Origin of the sequence: Cryobacterium sp. TMT2-17-1, assembly GCF_004402765.1 — a bacterium.
Lineage (GTDB): Bacteria > Actinomycetota > Actinomycetes > Actinomycetales > Microbacteriaceae > Cryobacterium > Cryobacterium sandaracinum.
The window spans coordinates 29,760-45,864 of the sequence record NZ_SOGC01000019.1 but is presented as its reverse complement, the minus strand read 5'-3'; the positions used below and the strand labels follow the sequence as shown (position 1 = coordinate 45,864).

Here is a 16,105-nt window from a genome sequence, read left to right as displayed (position 1 = left end):
TCATTTTATTTGTGGACCCCGTCCAACACGTGCCCGAGGCCCCTAATCTTACGGGTCCAGCAGGTGCACACTCGGCCCATCGGGCGCCGCGGAAAGAGACCCATAATGCACACTTCGGGGTACACCCATCGCACAGCGCGCACCCTGACCGGGCTGGTCGGCCTCGCCGCCACCGGCATCCTGCTCACCGGCTGCGCCACCGCTGAGTCCCCCGAAGCCACCCGGCCTCTCACCGGCGGCACGTTGACCTACGCATCCGGCGACGCCGAGCCCACCTGCCTGGACCCGCACGTGGGCGGCAACTACCCGCAGGCCCTGGTCAGCACGCAGTACCTTGAGTCGCTTGTGTCCCGCAACGCGGACGGTGAGATCATCCCCTGGCTGGCAGATTCGTGGACCGAGAGCGCCGACGGGCTGGCCTGGGACTTCACGCTCGCCGCCGGCGTGAGTTTCACCGACGGCACCCCGCTCGACGCCGCCGCCGTGCAGGCGAATATCGCGCACATCCAAGACCCGGAAACGGCCTCGTCGACCGGCTACCTCGCTCTGGGGAAGGTCACCGGCACCGACGCGGTCTCCACCAACGTTGTGCGCCTTACGCTCAGCGAACCAGACAGCGCCCTGCTCGAATCCCTGTCACAGCCGTGGCTGGCGATCGAATCGCCCACCGCGCTGGCCCGGAGCCAGGACGAGAACTGCGCCTCCCCGGTCGGCACCGGCCCCTTCCAGGTCGAGAAGTGGGTACAGCAGGAATCGATCACCCTGGTGCGGAACGAGAAGTACAACTCCCCGCCCGCGGATGCCGCGCACACCGGGCCTGCCTACCTCGACTCCATCGTCTGGCGCTTCATCCCCGACTCCGCGTCCCGCTACGCGGCTCTGCAGTCCGGCGACGCCGACGTGATCGACAACGCCCAGCCCGACACCATCGTGCAGGCCGAGAAGAGCGACACCATCGTGCACCTCGACGCCCCTCGCCCGGGTGCCTCGAACCGAATCGAACTGAACTCCGGCCGCGCGCCCTTCAACGACCCGCTCGTGCGGGAGGCGTTCATCCGCTCGGCGAATGTCGACGACGCCGTCACCAGCCTCTTCCGGGGCACGGCCGAGCGCTCCTACTCCGCCCTCTCCAGCGTCGAACCCCTCGCCGTGTCGGGCCCGGACCTGTTCGCGTACGACCCCGAGGCCGCCTCGGACCTCCTCGATTCCGCCGGCTGGACCGAGCGTGATTCCAACGGTTACCGGGTGAAAGACGGCGAGCGCCTCACGGTCGACTTCCCGGTGAGTACGAACCAGTCCATTCCGGCGGAGCAGTCCCTGTTCGAGCAGATCCAGGCCACCGCGAAGAAGACCGGCTTCGAGGTTCTGCTCAGCCCGATGGACCTCTCCAGTTGGTACACCGCGCTGGGCGAGAACGACTACGACGCCGTCAGCGCGCCGTACACGAAGGTCGGACCCGACGTTCTGCGCATCCTCTTCCACTCCGACGGGATCACCCCGGCACCCAGCGGCTACTTCGCCAACCACGCCCAGGTGAACGACCCGGCCATCGACGCCCTACTCACCCAGGCCGGCCAGGTGACGGATGCCGATGAACGCGCCGCCCTCTACGCCGACGCGCAGAACCAGGTGCTCGCGGGCTTCTACATCCTGCCGCTCTTCGACCAGCAGAACCACTACCTGCTCGGCACCGATGTGGTGGGCGCGCGGGCGCTGCCGACCGTGTCGACGCCCACGTTCTACGATGCGTGGCTGAAGTAGCGCGGGCAGCCCGGGTCGTCCTGGCCCGCCTGGGAGGGGCGGTGCTGGTGCTCTGGATGGTGGCCACGCTCACCTTTTTCGCCATCCGTCTGATTCCCGGAGACCCGGCCGAGGCCATCCTGGGTGGCCCCGGCTCGCAGACCTCCCCGGAGGCGCTCGCCGCGGTGCGGGCGGAATACGGGCTCGACCAGCCCGTGCTCGTGCAGTACCTGGCACAGTTGGCTCGCCTGGCCACCGGGGATCTTGGCCGCTCCTACTCACTGGACCAGGACGTCGCCCCGCTCCTGGTCGGCCAGCTCGGCGGCACCCTGCTGCTGGCCGTGCTCGCCCTCGCTGTGGCCTGGCTGCTCGCCCTCGGGCTGGCCACCTGGTCGACCCGCGGCGGGCGCGTCGCCTGGTACCTGGGCTCCGGTCTGGAGATCGTGGCTGCCGCGCTCCCTCACTTCTGGCTCGCGACAGCGCTGATCGTGTTGTTCAGCGTCTGGCTGGGCTGGCTGCCGCCGATCAGTACCTCCGGGGTTTCCGGGCTGGTGCTGCCGGTGCTCACCCTCGCCGTGCCGCTGGCCGGGTTCCTTGGCCAGATCATGCGGGAGTCCCTGCTCACCGCGCTGGAATCCCCATTCGTGCTCTCCGCCCGCGCCCGGGGCGAGAGCGAACGCGGGGTGCGCTGGGTGCACGTGATCCGGCACGCGTCACTGCCGGCGATCAGCCTCTCCGGCTGGGCATTCGGCTCCCTGATCAGCGGGGCAGTGGTGGTCGAGACCATCTTCGCCCGGCCGGGCCTCGGCCGCACGCTTCTGAACGCGGTGACCGTGCGCGACGTGCCGGTCGTGGTTGGTGCTGTGCTGATCGTGGCCGTCGGGTACATCCTGATGACCCTGTTCACCGATTTGGCCCAGCGCATCGCCGACCCGAGGCCGCGGGCACGATGAGCGACCTCGAGATCCAGGCCGGGCTGGGCCGGTCGCCGCGCACCGGCGCGCCCCAGTCGCCGCGCGCGCCCCGCATTCGCCGGTTCGGCGTGGCCGAGGTCCTGGCGGGCCTGTTCGCGCTGTTCCTGGTCACGGCGGCATTGTTCCCCGCGCTCGTAGCGCCCGGCGACCCGCTCGGGATCGACCCGCTGTCCGCGTTTCAGACCCCCTCACCCGCGCACTGGTTCGGCACCGACGAGTCCGGCCGGGACATCTATACCCGGGTCAGCCACGGCACCGGCAGCTCCCTGCTGATCGGCACCCTCGCCACCGTGATCGGCCTCGGCCTGGGCCTCGTGCTCGGCACCCTGGCCGGTATGCTCGGCCCGGTCGTGGACTTCACCGTGAACCGGTTCCTCGAGGTGCTGTTCGCGTTCCCCGGCCTGCTGCTGGCCCTGCTCTTCATCCTGATCTTCGGGCCGGGCGTCGCCACGGCGACCATCGCCGTGGGCCTGGCGACCGCTCCCGGCTACGCCCGCATCATCCGCGGCCAGCTCTTGTCGGTGCGGTCATCGGCCTTCGTCGAGGCGGCGACCGTGCTCGGGCGCAGCCCCGTCCAGATCCTGATGCGCCACATCCTGCCGAACACGCTCGCGCCGCTGTTCGTGCTCGGCACCCTCGGCATCGGTCAGGCCATCGTCTGGGCGTCGGCGCTGAGCTACCTCGGCCTGGGCTCGGCGCCGCCCGCCGCGGAGTGGGGCGCGATGCTCTCCGCCGGGCGCACCTACATCGGCTCGGCCTGGTGGATGAGCTTCTTCCCCGGGCTGTTCATCGTGCTGACGGCGGTGTCGGCCACGGCGCTCGGTCGCGGCATCGAGCGACGGGTGAGGCGCGCGTGAGTGACGAGAGCGGCGTAGGCGCTTCGGTGGGCGCGCCAGACGAGGGTGACGGCGGGGTTGCCCCGGCCGTGCGGGTGCAGAACCTCGTCGTGGGCTTTGGACCGCAAAATGATACCGACCCGGTGCTGAACGGCGTCTCGTTCGAGGTGGCCCCCGGGGAATGCCTGGCCCTGGTGGGAGAGTCAGGCTCGGGCAAGAGCGTCACCGCGCGCAGCCTGCTCGGCCTGGCCGGCGACAACGCCTGGGTGCGCGCCGACGAGCTGAGCCTCGCAGGCTCCGACGTGCGCGGACTCTCCGAGCAGAGCTGGCGCCGGCGGCGCGGCCGCGACGTGGGCCTGGTGCTGCAGGATGCCCTGGTGTCGCTGGACCCGCTGCGCCCGGTGGGCCGGGAGATCGCCGACTCGCTGCGACTGCACACCCGCCTCGGTGCAGCGGCGCGCCACGCCCGGGTGCTCGAGGTGCTGGCCCGGGTGGGCCTGTCCGACGCCGGCAACTCTGTGCGGAAGCGCGCGGGCGAACTCTCCGGCGGCCAGCGCCAGCGCGCCCTGATCGCGGCCGCGATCGCCCTGGACCCGCCACTGCTGATCGCCGACGAGCCCACGACGGCGCTCGACGTCACGGTGCAGGCACAAATCCTGGAGCTGCTGACGGGTCTGAAACGCGCCGGCACCGGCATCCTGCTGATCAGCCACGACCTGGCCGTCGTCGGCCGCATCGCCGACCGGATCGCTGTGCTGAGCGAGGGACGGATCGTGGAACAGGGACCGGCGCACGCAATTCTGACCCGGCCGGAGCATCCGGTCACCCGGCAGATGCTCGCCGCGATCCCGGTCGACAAGCCGCGCGGGCTGCGCCTCAGCCCGCGGGCCGCGGCCCCGGTGTCGCCCGCCGCCGCGCCCTTTCTCGCTCTCTCAGATCGTGCCGACCCTGTCGCTCCCCGCAACACGGTGCTGGAGGCCACCGGCCTGGTCAAGCGCTTCACCCGGCCCGACGGCACCGAGCAGCTCGCGGTCGACGGGGTCTCGTTCCGGCTCGAACGCGGCACGACGCTCGGCATCGTCGGCGAGTCCGGCTCCGGCAAAACCACGACGGCCCGCCTCGCGCTGGCGCTGACCCGGCCGGACGCCGGCGAGGTGCGGGTGCTCGGGCAGCCGTTCAGCGCCGCCTCGGAGAAGGAACGGCGGCTCCTGCGGCCCCGGCTTGGTGCGGTCTATCAGGATGCGCTCAGCTCCTTCGACCCGCGGCTGAGCGTCGAGCAGGTGCTCCGGGACGCGGTCGGCGGCGGGCGCACCGGGCGCGGCGCGGCATCCGCCTCGGCTGCCACTGCTGCCACTGCCGCCACTGCGGCCACTGCCTCGGCTGCCGACCGGCTGCGCGTGCTGGCGCTGCTCGACGCGGTGGGTCTGCCGCAGGGGCTGCTTGGCCGGCGGCCGCTGTCCCTCTCCGGCGGGCAGCGGCAGCGGGTGAGCATCGCCCGGGCGCTGGCGTCGAGGCCGCAGATCCTGATCTGCGACGAGCCCGTGTCGTCCCTCGACGTGACCGTGCAGGCCCAGGTGCTCGACCTCCTCGACGAGCTGCAGCGGAACCTGGGCCTCAGCCTGCTGTTCATCTCCCACGACCTCGGGGTGATTCAGCACGTCAGCGACCAGGTCGCCGTAATGCTGGACGGCCGTATCGTCGAAACCGGCGCAACGGCCCGGGTCTTCGCCGCGCCGGAGCATCCGTACACGCAGACCCTGCTCGGCGCGGTCCCCCGGATCGGGTTCTGACCCTCGAGCAACTCCGTACCGAACGAATTCGACGGAGATTTTGCCCGAAACGTCTTGTTTGGACCCGACAACCGGCTCCCAGAGCAAAATCTCCGTCGAATTGGTTAGACCACCGCCTGATACGGGGGCTCACCCTTTTAGTTGACGTGCAGCACCACCGGCGGCTCTACCTCGCCGCGCCATGCCTCGATGCCCTCCTTGATCGCGAACCCGGCGATCACGAGGGCGGCGAGCGAGTCCGCCCAGGCCCAGCCGAGGAGCGCGTTGGCCGCCAGCCCGAGCAGCATCGACCCGGACAGCCACGCGCAGAGCAGCAGCTGCCGGGCGTCGGCGATCACGCTGGCACTGCCGAGCTCCGCGCCGGTCCGGCGCTCCACGCCTGCCACCCCGGGCATGATCACGAGGCTGAGGCACGCGATGACGATGCCCAGCGGGCTGGGCGCCGCCTCGACAACCCCGGCGAAGCTCAGGCCGGCGGCCAGGATCACGTACCCGGCGAGGGTGAAGAACGCGATCGCGATGGCTCGGAGGGCCGGTTTCTGCCAGCGCTCAGGATCGCGACGGGAGAACTGCCACGCGATGACCGCGGCGGAGAGCACCTCGATGACGGAGTCCAGGCCGAAGGCGATCAGGGCGGTCGAGGATGCCGCGGCGCCCGCCACGATCGAGGCGACGGCCTCGAGCACGTTGTAGCCGATCGTGAAACCCACGATCCAGCGCACCGTGCGGCGCAGCACCGTGCGACGGGCCTCGGACAGTGTTCCCGGGTCATCCATGGCACCCCTTCCCGCTCCAATCCTGCCACTCACGGCGAGGCCCGGCCGGGCGCTGCAGGCGCTCCGGCAGCCTGGTGACGGCCGGAGTCGGCGGACGACGGGGCATCCGGTAAGTTGGATAAGGCCCAATACTCAGGCACTTCACCAACGACACGGTGCCGCACAGATCGAATCGGAGAAACATGACCGCCGCCAACGTTCCGGAAAAACCGGCCCTTGAAGGCCTCGAAACCAAGTGGGGCGGCTCGTGGGAAGAGACCGGCACCTACCGTTTCGACCGTGACTCGGCCACACGGGAGAGTATCTTCTCCATCGATACCCCGCCGCCGACCGCTTCCGGCTCCCTGCACATCGGCCACGTCTTCTCTTACACCCACACGGATGTCATCGCCCGCTTCCAGCGGATGCGCGGCAAGAGCGTCTTCTACCCGATGGGCTGGGACGATAACGGCCTGCCCACCGAGCGGCGCGTGCAAAACTACTACGGCGTGCGCTGCGATCCGTCGCTGCCCTACGCCACCGAGTTCACCGCCCCGTTCGAGGGCGGAGACGGCAAAAGCACCAAAGCCGCCGACCAGCTGCCGATCAGCCGCCGCAACTTCATCGAGCTGTGCGAGCGCCTCACCATCGAGGACGAGAAGCAGTTCGAGGCCGTTTGGCGCATGCTGGGCCTGAGCGTCGACTGGGCCCAGACCTACCGCACGATCGGCAATGACTCCCTGGTCACCTCCCAGTCCGCCTTCATCGGTAACGTCGAGCGCGGTGAGGCCTACCAGGCCATGGCCCCCACCCTCTGGGACGTCACCTTCCGCACCGCGGTCGCCCAGGCCGAGCTCGAAGACAAGGAGATGCCGGCGTTCTACCACCGGGTCGCCTTCGCCAAGCCCGATGGCGGCGCCATCGAGATCGAGACCACCCGCCCGGAACTGCTGCCGGCCTGTGTGGCGCTCGTGGCGCATCCGGACGACGAGCGCTACCAGGCGCTGTTCGGCACGACCGTGCGCACCCCCCTCTTCGACGTGGAAGTGCCGATCCTGGCCCACCACCTCGCGCAGAAGGACAAGGGCAGTGGCATCGCCATGATCTGCACGTTCGGCGACGTCACCGATGTGATCTGGTGGCGTGAACTCGACCTTCCGAACCGCGCCATCATGGGCTTTGACGGCCGCATCATCGCCGAGGCGCCCGAGGCGATCACAAGCGAGGCCGGACAGGCCGCGTACGCGCAGCTGGCCGGCAAGACCGTCTTCTCCGCCAAGGCAGCCGTGGTTGACTTGCTCCGCATCGGCGGCGACCTGATCGGCGAGCCCCGCGCGATCGTGCACCCGGTCAAGTTCTTCGAGAAGGGCGACAAACCGCTCGAGATCGTGTCGACCCGTCAGTGGTATATCCGCAACGGCGCTCGGGACGAGGAGCTGCGCGCCCGCCTGTTCACGCACGGTACCGACCTGCAGTGGCACCCGGAGTTCATGCGTGTGCGCTACGAGAACTGGGTCAACGGCCTCACCGGCGACTGGCTCGTCTCCCGCCAGCGCTTCTTCGGCGTTCCGCTGCCGATCTGGTACCCGCTGGATGCCGACGCGAACCCGCTCTTCGACCAGCCCATCGTCGCCACCCGCGAGACGCTCCCGGTCGACCCGTCCTCCGACACCGCTCCGGGCTTTGCCGCCGACCAGCGCGGCCAGGCGAACGGCTTCGTCGGCGAGGTCGACGTGATGGACACCTGGGCGACCTCCTCCCTGACCCCGCAGCTGGCGGGCGGCTGGGAGCGCGACCCCGCACTGTTCGATCTCGTCTACCCGTACTCGCTGCGCCCGCAGGGCCAGGACATCATCCGCACCTGGCTGTTCTCCACCCTGCTGCGCTCCGAGCTGGAACACGGCGTCTCGCCGTGGCAGCACGCAGCCCTGTCCGGCTTCATCGTCGACCCCGACCGTAAGAAGATGTCCAAGTCCAAGGGCAATGTGGTCACCCCGGCAGACATGCTCGAGCAGCACGGTTCGGATGCCGTGCGCTACTGGGCCGCGTCGTCGCGCCTCGGCACCGACGCGGCCTTCGACCCCAAGAACCCGACCCAGATCAAAATCGGCCGTCGCCTGGCGATCAAGATCCTGAACGCGTCAAAGTTCATCCTTGCCTTCGACGGCGCCGCCGGCGCCCCCGTGACCGAGCCGCTCGACCAGAGCATGCTCGCTCGGCTCAGCGTCGTCGTCGGCCACGCCACCGCCGCGATCGAGGGCTACGACCACGCCCGTGCGCTGGAACTCACCGAGAGCTTCTTCTGGACGTTCTGCGACGACTACCTCGAACTGGTCAAAGAGCGCGCGTACGGCGAAGCCGGAGCCGGCCAGGCTTCGGCCGTCGCCGCCCTGCGCACCGCCCTGGCCACCCAGCTGCGCCTCTTCGCCCCATTCGTGCCGTTCGCGACCGAAGAAGCCTGGTCCTGGTCCAACGAGGGGTCCATCCACCGTACCCCCTGGCCCGTTCAGACCGAGCTCGGCGGAGGGCAGGGCGGCAACGTGGCCCTGCTGGACCTGTGCAGCCGGGCGCTCACCGGCATCCGCCGCGCGAAAACGGATGCCAAGGCATCCCAGAAATCCGCCGTTGTTTCTGCTGTAATTAGCGGTACGGCTGCAGAGATTGCCCTGCTCAGGCAGGCTGCAGCCGATCTGAGGGCCGTTGGCCGCATCTCGGAGTTGGTTTTTATTGAGGGCAGCGAATTGGCTGTCACTGACATCGTGCTCGCCACGGTGCTGGAGAACTAGGAGAACCGAATGTCAATCAAGGTACGCGCGCTCGGCGACAAGGACTTCTTCTCATGGCTGGGACTCTTCGAGGGCTACAGCGAGTTCTACAAGAGCGAACTGACTGATCAGAAAGCGCTCCAGGTCTGGAGCTGGATCATCGACAAGAACGAGTCTCTCGCCGGTGCCGTGGCTGTCGACGAGGACGGCGAGTTCGTCGGCTTCGCCCATTACCGCGAGGTCCCGAGCACCCTGACCGCCACTCGCGGACTGTTCCTGGACGACCTGTTCGTGTCGCCGGAGTCCCGCAGCACGGGCGTCGGCCGGGCCTTGATCGAGTTCGCCAAGGAGTGCGCCGCGGCGGACCGTCTCACGACCGTGCAGTGGCTGACCGCCGCCGACAACGAGACCGCGCAGCGCCTGTACGACGATGTGGCCACCCGCACGGACTGGGTCACCTACGAGATCGAGCTGTAAGTGAAGATGGGAACCCGCTGGCCTCTGGGTCACCCGGCGCCGGCCGGGCTGCCTCATGTGGTGGAAATCGCCATCCGTGCGGTCGAAGAGGACCTCACCGCGCTGGCGGAGGACTCCAGCGCCTGGCGCTGGACACTGACCTGGCTCGAGGGCAACCCCGTGCTCGAGCTCGACGACGGCACGATCATCCGCTATGACCCGGGCGAGGACAGTGCCACGATCACGCAGCCGTCGATCGTGCTCGACGACGAAGACGACTGGATCTAACCTCTGCTGACCGGCATTCCGGTACTCCGCGGGGCCACTCCGCACCCCGTGGTCGTGCGTCAGCGTGAGAGTCGTTCGACGCCTGCTGCCTCCGATGACAGGGACTGCTCCCAGCGGAACAGGGCGGCGACCCCCAGGCCGCCGGCGATGCTGACCGCCGCGAGGGCGGCGTCCCCCGGCGTTGCCGCGGCGCGACACTGCTGCAGCAGCCTCAGTACCAGCAGGGCTCCGCTGGCGCCGAACGGATGCCCGAGGGCCAGCGCTCCGCCCTCGCGGTTGGCGTGCTCCTCCGCAACGCCGAGCAGATCGAGGGATGCGAGCACCTGCGCCGCGAACGCCTCGTTGAACTCGATCCGAGCCAGGTCGGCCCCGGTCAGGCCCTGCCGGAGCAGCACGAGGCGCGCGGCCTCGGCGCCGGCGATGCCGAGGAAGTTCGGGTCCGTGCCGGTGACCGCGGCGTCGACGAAGGATAACCAGCCGGTCAGTCCGAGTTCGCGTGCCCGCCGGCGGCTGGTGACCAGGACCACGACGGCGCCATCGGCATCCGCGCAGGAGTTGCCGGCGGTGACCGTTCCTCCCGGCCGGAAGACCGGCGCGAACCGGGCCAGCAGGGCCTCAGTCAGACCCGGGCGGGGACCCTCGTCGACGAAAACCGGGCCGGTCTCTGTCGGCAGCGGCACGATCTCGGGGGCCGGCACGGCGGCAGCCGTGGCGGCCAGCCGGTGACTGCGGAGGGCGAAGGCATCCTGCCGCTGCCGGGAGATGCCGTAGCGGTCGGCCACGTTCTCGGCGGCGACGCCCATGTCGGGGTCGCCGATCGAATCGGGGGCGAAACGCACGCGATCGAAGAAGTCCGGCTGCCCGGCGCTCGAGGTGAGCCGGTGCGCACGCAGCGGGGCCGTGCTGCAACTCTCGACTCCCCCGGCAAGGTAGAGGTCGCCAGCGCCGGCGGCAACCAACCGGCAGGCCAGCACGATGGCCTCAAGGCCGGAGCCGCACTGCCGGTCGATCGTGAGGCCAGGGACGGAATCCGGCAGACCGGCCGTCAGCGCGGCGAGGCGGGCAACATTGCCGCCGCCGCCCGCCGCGTTGCCGATGATGACGTCGTCGATGGCAGCCGGGGACACCCCGCCGCCGGACACCACGGCGTTCAGCACAAGGGCCAGCAGGTCTTCGGCACGGGTGTGCGCGAACACCCCGTTGCGGCGGCCGAAGGCGGTGCGGCGGGCAAGAACGATCACGGGTTCCCGGGCATCGTCGGTTGGCGGGCCGGCGTGCGAATCGACGGTGTCGGCGCTGGGAGCAGCGGAGCCGTCGGCACCGACCGCGTCCGGCCGGATTGGGTCAGCGGAGCGGGCGCACACGACGGTCACCCTCCTCGATCCAGCGGCGCAGCATCACCCGGCTGAGTTTACCGGCCGAGGTGAGCGGCAGTTCCGCCAGGGCGTAGTAGGCGCGGGGCCGGTGGGGCGCGGCGAGCAGAGCCGCGACGTATGACCGGATGCGCGCGGCATCCGTCTCGGAGCCCGCGATCACGGCGGCCACCACGCGGGTCCCGCGAACGGGGTCCGGCAGACCGGTGACGACGGCCGCCTCCACGCCGGGAAGGCCGCGCAAAGCCGCTTCGACCTGCTGCGGGTAGACGTTGTGCCCGGACGTGACGATGAGGTCGGCGCGGCGGCCGAGGTGGTGCAGCACGGCCGCCGGGTCGAGGAAGCCGATGTCGCCGACCGTGCACCAGTCGACCTCGCGGCGGAACGCCTCGCCGTCGTCGCCCCAGGCGTACCCGCCGCCCACCAGAAGGCTGCGCACGAAGATGGTGCCCGGGGTGCCGGTCGGCAGGGCGCGGCCCGCGTCGTCCTGGATGCGCACCTCCACGCCGGGCAGAGCCCGCCCGACGGCGGTCGCCGAGATCGGCGACACCTCGCCGGGACGCAGCACGGATGCCGTCACGAAGCTCAGTTCGGCCGCCCCGTAGTACTCGAACACGCTGGCGTCCGGCGCCCAGAGGCGCAGCATCGACAGGGTTCCCGGGTCGAGTTTGGCCCCTGCACTCACGATGCCGGTGAGCCCCCTGCCGGTGGGGGGCCTGCCGTCCGTGCCGACGGACAGCGCGTGCGCGGCGATCACACGCAGCACGGTCGGCGCCGCCACGATCCGGGTGATCTGCTCGACAGTGACACAGGCGACAGCGGCGGCGGCGGAGAAGCGGGGCAGAGCGAAGAAGGCGGAGCCGGTGTGCAGCGATTCGGCGAAAGCGTAGAGGCTGAGGCTGGCAGAGAGCGGGCCGGGCGCCAGTGTGCGGTCGTGCCGAGTCAGGCCGAAGAACTCGGTGCCCAGCGCGAACGAGCGCTGCCAGGAGGCTCGGCTGCGCGTGAATGCCTTGGGTACGGAGGTCGTGCCGGAGGTGAACCCGTAGAGGAAGTCCCTGTCGGGTGGACCGTCGCGCAGCTCCGTGCCGAGCAGGGGCGCGCCGGCGGCGACCCGTCCGTCCAACCCGGCGGTCCTCGCCAGGCGGCTCTCGACCACCCTGCGCTGCGCCTCCGGCCAGTCAGGGTTGAGAATCGCAGAGCAGCGGCCTTCGGCGACGCCCGCGGCGAAGGCAACGGCGAACGCGGTGCCGTGGGGCAGGCAGACGCTGGAGATCCGGGGCGTCGCGGGCAGGATCGCCGCCGCCGCATCGCGGAGCTCGGCGAAGCTGATTCGGTCGGCGCCGACCGCGACGGCGGTGGCGTCGGGCTGAACCTGGGCCCAGTGTTGGAGTCGGTCGAGGAACGGCACGGGCTACTTCCTGGCGACGATCTCGCCGTGTGGGATACCGCACCAGCCATCGGGGTCGCCGGCCCACTGCAGCCATGCGGCTTGCATCATCCGAAGGTCGGCGAGGTCGGCCGCGCCCACCTCGATGGCGTGTGCCGCGAAGTCGGACTCGATCACCCGCTCGGCCCAGGATTGCCCCCACCACTCGCGTTCGACATCCGAGGCGAAGCACCAAAGGGATGCCGAACTCGCCACGTCGGTGAACCCGGCCTTGCGCGCCCAGGCTTTGAGAGCGCGCCCGGCGTCGGGGTCGCCGCCGTTCCAGTACTGCACGTCGCGGAAGGCGCTCTCCCACAGCTGCAGGCCCTGAAGCTTCGGGTAGTACATCACTCCCCCGGAATCGACGTCGCGGGCGGCGAGGATTCCGCCCGGTCTCAGCACGCGCCGGAACTCCCGCAGCGCGGCGACGGGGTTGGCGAGGTGCTGGAGCACCTGGTGCGCGTGCACGATGTCGAAGCTCGCGTCGGCGAAGCCGAGCGCGTAGGCGTCACCCACCCGGAACGACACGTTCCGCACCCCCTCATCGAAGGCCAGCCCGGCTGCGCGCAGCACAATCTGCTCCGACGCATCGATGCCGGTAACCTGACCGGGATACAGCCGGCGTGCCAGGTCGACCGTGACCGTGCCCGGACCGCAGCCCACGTCGAGCAGGGTCAGCCCGGCATCCAGGTGTGGGATCAGGTAGGCCGCCGAGTTGGCCACCGTGCGCCAGGTATGCGAGCGCAGCACGCTCTCGTGATGCCCGTGCGTGTACTGCTCCCGGGGCGCGGTCTCGGGGCGTGCCGGCTCGTCGATCATGAACCGATCCTAGGCGTGCGGGGGAATACTCCGACAGACGAAATGTGGATGTGACAGGGTGAAGAAATGAACCCCTTCGCCAGCATCAGCACGCTTCCGTTCGAGCTGCCCCCGTTCGCGCTGATTGCGGAGGAGCACTACCGGCCGGCGTTCCTGGACGGTATGTCCGAGCAGTTGGCCGAGATTGCGGCGATCTGCGCGAGCACGGATGCCCCCACCTTCGACAACACGATGGTTCCGCTCGAGCGCAGCGGACCGTTGCTGACCCGGGTGGCCGAGGTGTTCTTCAACCGGAGTTCGTCGGACTCCAGCGACTTCACCAACGCCCTCGAGGAGGAACTGGCCCCGCTCCTCGCGGCGCACGCGGACGCCATCCGTCTGGACCCTGGCCTGTTCACCCGGATCGCCGCTCTGCAGGAGCAGCGGGACCGGTTGGACCTGGAGCCGGAGGAGCGCTACCTGATCGAGCGGTACTTCACCGAGTTCACGCTCGCGGGCGCGGGCCTCGGCGACGACGACAAGGCCCGGCTGCGTAACTACAATAAGCGGCTCTCCACGGTCACCACCCGGTTCGACAAGAACCTGCTCGCCGACACCATCGATCTGGCACTCGTGCTCGACGACGTGAGCGAGCTGGATGGCCTCACCCCCGGTCAGATCTCCGCCGCGGCCGAGGCCGCCCACGAGCGCGGCCTGACCGGCCGTTACGTGATCACTCTGGTGCTGGCTACTTCGCACCCCTACTTGGCACAGCTGACGAACCGGGGTGTGCGGGAACGGCTGCTGGCCGCCTCACGGTCCCGGGGCATCCGTGGCGGGCAGTTCGACAACCGCGCCCTCGTGCTGGAGATCTCGCGGCTGCGTGCCGAGCGAGCCCGGCTGCTCGGATTCGACAGCCACGCAGCCGGCGTGACCGCGGACCAGACGGCGAAGACCCCGGAGGCGGTCGCCGACATGCTCGGGCGCCTCGCGCCGGCGGCAGCCCGGAATGCGCGCGTCGAGCAGGCCGACCTGCAGGAGCAGATCGATGCGGACGGCGGGGACTTCGAGCTCGCCGCCTGGGACTGGGCCTTCTACACGGAGAGGGTGCGGCGAGCCCGCTACGACGTGGACACCGCGGCCATGCGCCCCTACTTCGAGTTCGAACGGGTGCTGCAGGACGGCGTGTTCTACGCGGCCAATCGGCTCTACGGCGTCACCTTCACCGAGCGACCCGACCTCGTCGCCTGGCACCCCGGCGCGCGTGTGTTCGAGGTCGCCGAGGCCGACGGCTCGCCCGTGGGCCTGTACATCATCGACGTCTACACCCGCGACTCCAAGCGGGGCGGCGCCTGGATGAACGCCCTGGGCTCCCAGTCGACGCTTATAGGTACCCCCACGATCGTCTGCAACAACCTGAACGTTCCCCGGCCGGCGACGGGCGAGCCCACCCTGCTCAGTTTCGACGAGGTCGTCACCCTGTTCCACGAGTTCGGGCACGCCCTGCACGGCCTGTTCGCGCGGGTCACCTACCCGAAATTCGCCGGCACCAATGTGTACCGCGACTTTGTGGAGTTCCCCAGCCAGGTCAACGAGATGTGGATGCTGTGGCCCGACGTGCTCGCGAACTATGCTCGTCACCACGAGACCGGGGAGCCCATGCCCCAGGACCTCGTCGACCGCATCCACGCCTCGTCCACCTTCAACGAGGGCTTCTCCACCAGCGAGTACCTTGCGGCGGCCCTGCTCGACCAGGCCTGGCACCGCATCGAAGCCGACGACAGGGTGACGGATGTCGCCGCGTTCGAGGCATCCGCCCTCGCCGCCGTGGGGCTCGACAATCCTGCCGTGCCGACCCGCTATTCCAGCACCTACTTCGCGCACACCTTTGCCGGCGGCTACGACGCCGGCTACTACTCCTACATCTGGAGCGAGGTGCTGGACGCCGACACCGGCGAGTGGTTCGCAGAGAACGGCGGGCTCACCCGGGCCAACGGAGACCGTTTCCGGTCGCGGCTGCTGAGCGTGGGCGGCAGCACAGACCCGCTCGCCGCCTACCGCCATTTCCGCGGTCGTGACGCCGACATTCAGCCGCTGCTCGACCGTCGCGGCCTGAACTAGCACCGTCCGGCCCTGCCCGGCCCTGCCCGGCCCTGCCCGGCGCCCTAACGCCCCGCCCCTGAACCAATTCGACGGAGATTTTACGGAAACCGGCCGCTTTCGGCCCGTGTGGGTCCGATTTCGGCAAAATCTCCGTCGAATTCGTTAGGGGGCAGCGACGGCAGTTGGGTGAGAGCACCCGGAGGGCATCCAGCCGAGCCAGAGCATGACCACGCCGCCGATGACCAGCCCCCGAACGCAGAGCCGATGCCCAACACCGAAACGCCCGACGCGGTGACCAGGACGAGGCAGGCCGCCCCGGAGGCAGCCGTGGCGATCCACCGCTTCGGGCCGTCAGGATGCGCGTCGGGGCCGGCCATCGGCGCGGTCGTGATTGCCGTCAGGGTGATGCCGAGCGCGCCGACGACCGATCCGACCGCGTTCGCCAGACCGGAGCCGACCAGATCGCGCAGGGCGGAGGCTGGTAGCCGAACGTCGATGATCGCGGCCACGGCCATGGTCGCCGGCACCATGCACGCGCGCGCCGGCTTGCCCGCGGCGAGCCAGACCAGAACAACCGGCACCGCGAGCAGCGGCTGCTGCACGGCTGCCGTCACCGGGGCCGGGCAGATCGGGAACATGATGCCGGCAAGCATCGCACTGGCGATCGGCTTCGGGATACAGCACGCCGTCGATGCCGACCAGCAGGCAGGGCGCCAACAGCACGGGTGCCGTCTGCGAATCGGTCGCGCCCACGGCCTGCAGCCCGGCGATGACGAGCACGAATGAACCCGCGAATCCGGT

The 16,105-nt window shown here is 69.8% G+C and carries 13 protein-coding genes; 8 read left to right on the top strand and 5 right to left on the bottom strand.

The window, feature by feature from the left end; all coding sequences use genetic code 11:
- Positions 1 to 105: 105 nt before the first annotated feature.
- The 4 genes from E3O47_RS04785 to E3O47_RS04770 are packed head-to-tail and all read left to right on the top strand — an operon-like array spanning position 106 to position 5,340.
- Complete coding sequence (locus tag E3O47_RS04785) at positions 106 to 1,761, top strand: ABC transporter substrate-binding protein (protein ID WP_134419669.1); 1,656 nt, start codon at positions 106 to 108, stop codon at positions 1,759 to 1,761.
- Positions 1,749 to 2,693, top strand: a complete 945-nt coding sequence (locus E3O47_RS04780; RefSeq protein ID WP_277870367.1) for an ABC transporter permease — start codon at positions 1,749 to 1,751, stop codon at positions 2,691 to 2,693. Before E3O47_RS04785 ends, E3O47_RS04780 begins: the two co-directional genes overlap by 13 nt.
- Positions 2,690 to 3,571, top strand: a complete 882-nt coding sequence (locus E3O47_RS04775) for an ABC transporter permease (RefSeq protein ID WP_104103383.1) — start codon at positions 2,690 to 2,692, stop codon at positions 3,569 to 3,571. Before E3O47_RS04780 ends, E3O47_RS04775 begins: the two co-directional genes overlap by 4 nt.
- A gap of 26 nt (positions 3,572 to 3,597) precedes the next feature.
- Positions 3,598 to 5,340 (top strand): ABC transporter ATP-binding protein, encoded by a 1,743-nt coding sequence (locus tag E3O47_RS04770; protein WP_174722134.1) that lies wholly within the window; start codon positions 3,598 to 3,600, stop codon positions 5,338 to 5,340.
- A 137-nt stretch (positions 5,341 to 5,477) separates the two neighbouring features.
- On the opposite strand, the gene E3O47_RS04765 is transcribed toward E3O47_RS04770, so the two are convergent.
- Entirely contained in the window at positions 5,478 to 6,116 is a 639-nt protein-coding gene (locus E3O47_RS04765; protein WP_104103381.1) for a cation transporter, read from the bottom strand.
- Between the two features lie 182 nt (positions 6,117 to 6,298).
- Between E3O47_RS04765 and valS the strand changes: the two genes are divergently transcribed.
- From valS to E3O47_RS04750, 3 genes are read left to right on the top strand one after another with little or no spacing between them, the layout of a single operon-like run.
- Positions 6,299 to 8,881, top strand: coding sequence for a valine--tRNA ligase (gene valS, locus E3O47_RS04760; protein ID WP_134419667.1), 2,583 nt, complete (start codon positions 6,299 to 6,301; stop codon positions 8,879 to 8,881).
- 9 nt (positions 8,882 to 8,890) lie between these two features.
- Positions 8,891 to 9,337: a GNAT family N-acetyltransferase gene (locus tag E3O47_RS04755; RefSeq protein ID WP_134419665.1), complete on the top strand. Its 447-nt coding sequence runs from the start codon at positions 8,891 to 8,893 to the stop codon at positions 9,335 to 9,337.
- 6 nt (positions 9,338 to 9,343) lie between these two features.
- A complete protein-coding gene (locus E3O47_RS04750; RefSeq protein WP_233191554.1) occupies positions 9,344 to 9,604 on the top strand; it encodes a hypothetical protein in 261 nt (86 codons plus the stop codon).
- A gap of 59 nt (positions 9,605 to 9,663) precedes the next feature.
- Here E3O47_RS04750 and E3O47_RS04745 read toward each other — a convergent pair whose 3' ends face one another.
- From E3O47_RS04745 to E3O47_RS04735, 3 genes are read right to left on the bottom strand one after another with little or no spacing between them, the layout of a single operon-like run.
- The gene (locus E3O47_RS04745; protein WP_347232580.1) at positions 9,664 to 10,977 is read right to left on the bottom strand and encodes a thiolase family protein; all 1,314 of its coding nucleotides are present in this window, start codon (positions 10,975 to 10,977) and stop codon (positions 9,664 to 9,666) included.
- A complete protein-coding gene (locus tag E3O47_RS04740) occupies positions 10,949 to 12,385 on the bottom strand; it encodes an AMP-binding protein (protein ID WP_134343132.1) in 1,437 nt (478 codons plus the stop codon). Before E3O47_RS04740 ends, E3O47_RS04745 begins: the two co-directional genes overlap by 29 nt.
- A gap of 3 nt (positions 12,386 to 12,388) precedes the next feature.
- Positions 12,389 to 13,222 carry a methyltransferase domain-containing protein gene (locus tag E3O47_RS04735; RefSeq protein ID WP_134343131.1) on the bottom strand — a complete coding sequence of 278 codons (834 nt, stop codon included), beginning with the start codon at positions 13,220 to 13,222 and terminating at the stop codon, positions 12,389 to 12,391.
- A gap of 66 nt (positions 13,223 to 13,288) precedes the next feature.
- On the opposite strand from E3O47_RS04735, the gene E3O47_RS04730 reads away from it, so the two are divergent.
- Positions 13,289 to 15,322, top strand: coding sequence for a M3 family metallopeptidase (locus tag E3O47_RS04730; protein WP_134419663.1), 2,034 nt, complete (start codon positions 13,289 to 13,291; stop codon positions 15,320 to 15,322).
- A gap of 80 nt (positions 15,323 to 15,402) precedes the next feature.
- On the opposite strand, the gene E3O47_RS04725 is transcribed toward E3O47_RS04730, so the two are convergent.
- Complete coding sequence (locus E3O47_RS04725) at positions 15,403 to 15,957, bottom strand: benzoate/H(+) symporter BenE family transporter (RefSeq protein ID WP_134416616.1); 555 nt, start codon at positions 15,955 to 15,957, stop codon at positions 15,403 to 15,405.
- Between the last annotated feature and the right edge of the window lie 148 nt (positions 15,958 to 16,105).

Coding starts and splice junctions, on each gene's coding strand:
- E3O47_RS04730 (WP_134419663.1), top strand. CDS start 13,289: ATGAACCCCTTCGCCAGCATCAGCACGCTTCCGTTCGAGCTGCCCCCG.
- E3O47_RS04755 (WP_134419665.1), top strand. CDS start 8,891: ATGTCAATCAAGGTACGCGCGCTCGGCGACAAGGACTTCTTCTCATGG.
- E3O47_RS04785 (WP_134419669.1), top strand. CDS start 106: ATGCACACTTCGGGGTACACCCATCGCACAGCGCGCACCCTGACCGGG.
- E3O47_RS04725 (WP_134416616.1), bottom strand. CDS start 15,957: ATGCTTGCCGGCATCATGTTCCCGATCTGCCCGGCCCCGGTGACGGCA.
- E3O47_RS04765 (WP_104103381.1), bottom strand. CDS start 6,116: ATGGATGACCCGGGAACACTGTCCGAGGCCCGTCGCACGGTGCTGCGC.
- valS (WP_134419667.1), top strand. CDS start 6,299: ATGACCGCCGCCAACGTTCCGGAAAAACCGGCCCTTGAAGGCCTCGAA.
- E3O47_RS04735 (WP_134343131.1), bottom strand. CDS start 13,222: ATGATCGACGAGCCGGCACGCCCCGAGACCGCGCCCCGGGAGCAGTAC.
- E3O47_RS04750 (WP_233191554.1), top strand. CDS start 9,344: ATGGGAACCCGCTGGCCTCTGGGTCACCCGGCGCCGGCCGGGCTGCCT.
- E3O47_RS04775 (WP_104103383.1), top strand. CDS start 2,690: ATGAGCGACCTCGAGATCCAGGCCGGGCTGGGCCGGTCGCCGCGCACC.